6 protein-coding genes are annotated in these 6,886 nt (G+C 66.3%); all 6 read left to right on the plus strand.

Annotation, left to right across the window (positions count from 1 at the left end):
• Positions 1 to 32: 32 nt before the first annotated feature.
• The 6 genes from ACLQ3C_RS15510 to ACLQ3C_RS15535 all read left to right on the plus strand — a co-directional run bounded on the left by ACLQ3C_RS15510 (position 33) and on the right by ACLQ3C_RS15535 (position 6,634).
• Positions 33 to 1,118 (plus strand): acyl-CoA dehydrogenase family protein, encoded by a 1,086-nt coding sequence (locus tag ACLQ3C_RS15510; protein ID WP_425705978.1) that lies wholly within the window; start codon positions 33 to 35, stop codon positions 1,116 to 1,118.
• Positions 1,108 to 2,271 (plus strand): acyl-CoA dehydrogenase family protein, encoded by a 1,164-nt coding sequence (locus ACLQ3C_RS15515; RefSeq protein ID WP_425705979.1) that lies wholly within the window; start codon positions 1,108 to 1,110, stop codon positions 2,269 to 2,271. Before ACLQ3C_RS15510 ends, ACLQ3C_RS15515 begins: the two co-directional genes overlap by 11 nt.
• On the plus strand, positions 2,268 to 3,287 hold the full coding sequence (locus ACLQ3C_RS15520; protein WP_425705980.1) for a bifunctional MaoC family dehydratase N-terminal/OB-fold nucleic acid binding domain-containing protein: 1,020 nt from the start codon (positions 2,268 to 2,270) through the stop codon (positions 3,285 to 3,287). Before ACLQ3C_RS15515 ends, ACLQ3C_RS15520 begins: the two co-directional genes overlap by 4 nt.
• Positions 3,284 to 3,706: a MaoC family dehydratase gene (locus ACLQ3C_RS15525; protein ID WP_425705981.1), complete on the plus strand. Its 423-nt coding sequence runs from the start codon at positions 3,284 to 3,286 to the stop codon at positions 3,704 to 3,706. The genes ACLQ3C_RS15520 and ACLQ3C_RS15525 overlap by 4 nt, the downstream gene beginning before the upstream one ends.
• Entirely contained in the window at positions 3,706 to 4,878 is a 1,173-nt protein-coding gene (locus ACLQ3C_RS15530; RefSeq protein ID WP_425705982.1) for a lipid-transfer protein, read from the plus strand. Before ACLQ3C_RS15525 ends, ACLQ3C_RS15530 begins: the two co-directional genes overlap by 1 nt.
• Positions 4,879 to 4,945: 67 nt before the next feature.
• A complete protein-coding gene (locus tag ACLQ3C_RS15535; protein ID WP_425705983.1) occupies positions 4,946 to 6,634 on the plus strand; it encodes an AMP-binding protein in 1,689 nt (562 codons plus the stop codon).
• Positions 6,635 to 6,886 lie beyond the last annotated feature (252 nt).

Here is a 6,886-nt window from a genome sequence, read left to right on the forward strand (position 1 = left end):
AACAAGTTCTAATTTCGATAGGAGGTTCCGGGGTGGACTTTGCCGTCGATGCCGAAGCGATCGCCGTCGGCGACGTGGCCGCAGACGTGCTCGCTCGCCACGAGACGCATTGGGAATCCAAGTTCGACAGCGAGGTCGGCGGGTTCGACACCGACCTGTGGCGGGCGATGGGTGGCGCCGGGCTCGGCGTGCTCGCGTTGCCGTCGTCGCTGGGTGGCGACGACCTCGGTGTGCTCGCGCTGCTCCCGCTGCTGCGTCGGCTGGGGGAATCGGCGGCGGTTCTGCCGGTGATCGGTTCGCTGACCTCGGCGCTGGTGTTGGCGCACCTCGATCCGGAGGCTTCCGATTCCGGTCCACGGCGCCGGTGGGCGGCCACACTCGCCGACGGGGCCTGGCACGCCGTGGCCATCGGCGAGGTCGGCGATCCGCTGACCGAGGCACCCCGGACCCGGCTGCGCGATGGGCGGCTCGATGGCATCAAGACCGGCGTCCTGCACGCCGACGGGGCGTCGGCACTGCTGGTGGCCGCCGACGCGGGCGTCGTCGCGGTTCGCCCCGACGCGCCGGGCGTCTCGGTGCATCGCACCGTCTCGTCGAGTGGCTGGGGTGAGTACACGGTCCGGTTCGACAATGTCGCCGTCGACGACGCCGACCTGCTCACCGCCGACCTGGCGGTGCTGCGCGACCGTTACCGAATCGCGCTGTGTGCCTTTGCCGATGGCCTGATCGGCGGTGCGACGCGGCTGACCGCCGACCACGTATCCGCACGCAATCAGTTCGGCAAGCCGATCGCGCTGTTCCAGGCCGTAGGCCAACAACTCGCCGACATCTACGTCGTCGGACGATCGATGAACCTCGCCGCCACGTCCGCGGCGTGGCGGCTGTCTGAAGGGCTTGATGCGCAACAGGATCTGGCGATCGGCGCGTACTGGCTGGCCGCCGAGATCCCGGCGACGTTACGGACGATGACGCATCTGCACGGCGGCGTGGGCGTCGACCTCACCTATCCGCTGCATCGCTACTTCTCGATCGCGAAAGACCTCGCCCGACTCGTCGGCGGCGCGCACGCACGGCTCGACGAGATGGCCGACGAGCAGGAGGCCAGCCGTGTATATTGACCTGACGCCCGACCAGCGTGCCCTGAAAGGGCAACTGCGCGAATACTTCTCCGACCTGGTCAGCCCACAAGAAGCACTGACCATGCTCACCGAACGGCACGGCCCGACCTACCGCAAGGTGATCAAGCGGATGGGCACCGACGGCTGGCTCGGCGTCGGCTGGCCGAAAGAATACGGCGGCAAGGGATTCGGCGACATCGAGCAGCAGATCTTCACCAATGAGGCGGTCCGCGCCGATGTGCCGCTACCCGCGGTCACCCTGCAAACCGTCGGACCCACCCTGCAGGAGCACGGCACCGACGAGCAGAAGGATCGGTTTCTGCCCCGAATCCTCACCGGAGATGTGCATTTCGCCATCGGCTACACCGAACCCGAGTCCGGCACCGACCTGGCGTCGTTGACGACCACGGCGGTGCGGGACGGCGACCACTACGTCGTCAACGGTCAGAAGATCTTCACCACCGGCGGCCACGACGCCGACTACATCTGGTTGGCCGTCCGCACCGACAAGGCCGCCCCCAAACACAAGGGCATCTCCATCCTCATCGTCGACACCACCGATCCGGGGTTCTCCTGGACACCGATCATCACCGCCGACGGTGCCCACCACGTCAACGCGACGTACTACAGCGACGTCCGCGTGCCGGTGTCCATGCGGGTCGGCGAAGAGGGAGACGGCTGGCGGCTCATCACCACCCAGCTCAACCACGAACGCGTCATGCTCGGTCCGGCCGGTCGCATCGAGGGCCTCGCCGCACGGGTGCGGCAGTGGGCGGAGCGGCGCGGACCCGACGGGACCGTCATCGCCGAACAGCCCGACGTGCGTCGCGCACTCGCCCGCATCGACGCCTACGCGCGGATCAACGAACTGCTCAACTGGCAGGTGGCCTCGACCGGGGAGGCCATCTCCATGGCCGACGCCGCCGCGACCAAGGTGTTCGCGACCGAACGGCTGCAGGGGATACATCGGATGATCGACGAGATCGTCGGCCGCTACGGCGATTTCACCGATCCCGACACCGCGGCACTCGCCGACTGGCTGGACGTCCAGGCCAAACGCAACGTCGTCATCACCTTCGGCGGTGGTGTCAACGAGGTCATGCGCGACATGATCGCCACCGCGGGACTCGGATTGCCGAGGGCCAAGCGATGACCATATCGGCCGACGCCATCCTCGCTGCCGCCGACGAGATCAAGGCCGCCGGCCCGAGCGCCCCGGTCGCGGGCCGCGACCCGGTGAACCTGCCGATGATCCGTAACTGGGTCGAGGCGATGGGTGACGACAACCCCATCTACGTCGACGCCGACGCCGCGTGGGCCGCCGGTCATCCCGGCATCGTCGCGCCGCCGGCGATGGCACAGGTGTGGACGATGCGTGGGTTACACGGAGCACGCACCGCCGACGACCCACTCGGGCGGGCCACCGAACTGTTCGACGAGGCCGGCTACACCTCGGTCGTGGCGACCAACTGCGACACCACCTATCACCGGTACATCGAGGTCGGTGAAGACGTCGAACTGTCGGCCGAACTCGTCGACGTCGTCGGCCCCAAGTCGACGGCGCTGGGGGAGGGGTGGTTCTTCACCACCCGCAACACCTGGTCGGTCGGTGACGAGGTGGTCGCCGAGATGGATTTCCGCATCCTCAAGTTCCGTCCGGCGGAGCGGTCGGCGGCCGAGCCGGCGCAGGCCGGTTCCGGCGGGGTTCCCGAGGACCTCGATCCGGCGAAGATGCTGCGGCCCAGCGTCTCCCGGGACACCGCCTTCTTCTGGGAGGGAATCGCCGCGCACGAGCTGCGCATTCAGCGGGTGGCCGACGGCTCGTTGTGTCACCCTCCGATCCCGGCGACGTGGAAGCCGCGTGCAGCCGACGGCACGATCGAGCAGACCGACTACGTGGTCTCCACCGGATTCGGCACGGTGTACAGCTACGTCGTACACCGCGCGCCGAAGGTACCCGGCCGGCAACTGCCGTTCGTCGTCGCGCTGGTAGAACTCGACGAGGACGTGCGAATGCTCGGCGAGTTGCGTGGAGTCGACCCGGACGCCGTCGAGATCGGGATGCCGGTCACCGCAACGTTTATCGACTTCCCGGACGACCCCGACACCGGCGCGCCGGCGTGGACGCTCTATGCCTGGGAACCCCGCACGTCCGGAGGCCGCCGATGACCGTAGAAGCCGCCCCGGCCGTCGAGGTCGGAACCACATTGCCCGCGTTGACGGTCGAGGCCGCCCCGACCTTCATCGTTGCCACCGCGCTGGCCACCCGCGACTTCCAGGATGTGCATCACGACCGGGATCTCGCGCAGGCCAAGGGCTCCAAGGACATCTTCGTCAACATCCTCACCGACACCGGGCTGGTCGAACGGTTCGTGACCGACTGGGCCGGACCGTCGGCGCGCATCACCTCGATCACGTTGAAGCTCGGAGTGCCGTGGTACGCCTACGATTCGGTGACCTTCACCGGTGAGGTGACCGCCCGCGACGGCGACGCGGTGACGGTATCGGTGACCGGCACCAATTCGCTCGGCAAGCATGTCATCTCGACGGTGGGGCTCACCCTCGGTACACGAACGGGGAAGAACTGATGGGCACACTCTCGGGGCAGGCGGCGATCGTCGGAATCGGTGCGACCGAATTCTCCAAGGACTCCGGGCGCAGCGAACTCCGGCTCGCGGCCGAGGCGGTCGGCGCGGCCATCGCCGACGCCGGACTCACCCCCGCCGACGTCGACGGCCTGGTCAGCTTCACCATGGACACCAACGCCGAGATCGCCGTCGCCCGCGCGGTCGGGGTGAAGGAGATGACCTACTTCTCGCGCATCCACTACGGCGGCGGAGCGGCGTGCGCGACCGTGCAACAGGCGGCCATGGCGGTGGCCACCGGCGTCGCCGACGTCGTCGTCGCCTACCGCGCCTTCAACGAGCGGTCGGGACTGCGCTTCGGACAGGTGAATTCGGCCGTCGCCAACCAGGAGAACTCGTCGGGGACCGACAACGCGTTCTCGTATCCGCATGGACTGTCCACGCCGGCGGCGTTCGTCGCGATGATCGCGCAACGCTACATGCACGACTACGGCGCCACCAGTGCCGACTTCGGGCAGATCGCCGTGGTCGACCGCAAACATGCCGCGGTGAATCCGAACGCATTCTTCTACGGCAAGCCGATCACCCTCGAGGATCATCAGGCGTCGCGGTACATCGCCGAGCCACTGCACCTGCTGGACTGCTGTCAGGAGTCCGACGGTGGTGTCGCGCTGGTGATCACGTCGGCGGAGCGGGCCAAGGACCTGCCGCACCGTCCGGCCGTCATCGCGGGTGCCGCGGCCGGCAGCGCCGAGGATCAGTTCATCATGACCAGCTACTACCGCGACGAACTCGCCGCCCTGCCGGAGATGGGCCTGGTCGGCCGGCAGCTGTGGAAGCAATCCGGATTGCGCCCCGACGACATGGATCTCGCGATCCTCTACGACCACTTCACGCCCTACACGCTGCTGCAACTCGAAGAGCTCGGCTTCTGCGGGCGGGGGGAGGCAAAGGATTTCGTCGCCGACCCCGGGGCCCTGGAGGTCGGTGGCAGGCTGCCGCTCAACACCCACGGCGGACAGCTGGGCGAGGCATACATTCACGGTATGAACGGGATCGCCGAGGGCGTGCGGCAACTGCGCGGCCAGTCGGTCAATCAGGTCGGCGGCGCCGAACGAGTGGTGGTCACCGCCGGAACCGGCGTTCCGACAAGCGGTTTGGTGCTCACCACATGACGCGCACGCCGGCTCGATACTCAGACTTCAGTGGTGACACATCCCCATCGACACAGGAGCTCGGACAATGACCACCGATACCGCGACAACCCACTCTGCAGGAGCTGGGCAGCAGCCGCACAAGTTCAATCTGGCCGACGTGTTCGAGACGGTCGCCGACTCTGTGCCCGAACGCATCGCCCTGAGCTATGAGGGTCGCCAGATCAGCTATGCCGAACTAGACGGGCTCGCCAACCGGGTCGCGCACCTGTTGCGCGACAACGGCATCGAGGCCGCGGATCACGTGTCACTGTTCCTCAAGAACAGCGTCGAACACGTGACGAGCCTGCTCGGACTGCTGAAGATCCGTGCGGTGCCGGTGAACGTCAACTACCGCTACACCAATTCCGAATTGCAGTACATCTTCGACAACTCCGATTCGCGGGGGATCATCGTCGAACTCCCGGAGCATCAGCGCAGCGTCGCCACCTTGTTGCCTGAATTGCCGCAGGTGCGAACGGTATTCGTCATCGGCGGCATCGACGACGAACTCACGGCGGCCGCCGCAGACCTACCGGAGAGCAGGCACGTCGCCGTCGTGTCCTTTGCCGATGAGGCGTCCGCGTCGGAGGAACGCGACTTCGAGCCCCGTACCGGCGACGAGCTGTACCTGCTCTACACCGGCGGCACCACCGGATACCCGAAGGGCGTGATGTGGCGCCACGACGACTTCTTCCGCAAACCCATCTCCGGCGGCAATCCGTACGGCGACGCACGTAAGGACCTTGCCGAAGTCGGCAGCGCCGTCAAGGATTTCGGTTCGATCGCATTCAACATCGCAGCCCCGCTGATGCACGGCGCGGCCTCGTATTCGCTGTTCACCTTCCTGACTCTCGGTGGACGACTGGTCCTGATGCGTGACTTCGACCCGGCCGCGATCGTGAAGGGCATCGAGGACGAGAAGATCCAGATCATCCTGATCGTCGGCGATGCCATGGGCATGCCGCTGGCCGAGGAGATGGAACGCCGCAAGGACGACGTTGATCTCTCGTCGCTGTTCTCGGTGACCTCCGGTGGTGCGATCTGGTCGCACCACAACCGTGACCGGTTCGTCGCGATCAAACCGGATCTGCTGCTGCGCGACAACTTCGGTGCGTCCGAGTCGGGTAACGACGGCGAGATCATGATGGACGACAACGGAAATCTGCGGGTGCCGCCCACCGAGAAGATGATGGTGGTCGACGAACGGCTCGAACAGATCGAGCCCGGCTCCGGCGATGTCGGGTACATCGCGCGGATCGGCAACGTGCCGCTCGGCTACTACAAGGACGAGGAGAAGAGCGCGCGCACCTTCCCGACCCTGCCCGACGGCCGGCGCATCTCCGTTCTGGGTGACATGGGCACCGTCGAGCCCGACGGGTCGATCGTCTTCCTCGGTCGCGGTTCACAATGCATCAACACCGGCGGCGAGAAGGTCTATGCCGAGGAGGTCGAGGCGGTGCTCCACGCACACCCCGCGGTAGCCGATGCCCTGGTGGTGCCGGTGCCCGACGAACGTTACGGTCAGCGGGTGGCCGCGGTCGTGCGGGTCGCCGACGGTGCCGCTGAACCGACGCTCGCCGAGATCCAGGAACACTGTCGCGAATCCCTTGCCCGATACAAGGTTCCGCGGACCGTCGTCTTCGTCGACGACGTCAAACGCACCCCGGCCGGCAAGGCCGACTACCGCTGGGCCAAGAACACCGCCGCCGCATCGTCGGAGCCGGCGCCGGCCTGACCCCGTCCTCGAAATCGGTAGACATCTTTCGCGGAAACCGCGACTAGATGTCTACCGATTCTCGTTTCGAAAGAAGTGGCGATTGCGGGTTGTCGATCGGTCATATCGGGTGTAGACTCGAATGCACAAGCGACGAACAAATGTTTGATCGCATTCACTTTGATCGCATTCACTTTGGTCGTATTCACTGGGGGGTGACAATGACAACGATCGACCTGCCGGCTCTTGCGCCGGATGAGCAGGTGACGTTGT

The organism is Gordonia sp. DT30, from assembly GCF_049844915.1.
GTDB lineage: Bacteria > Actinomycetota > Actinomycetes > Mycobacteriales > Mycobacteriaceae > Gordonia.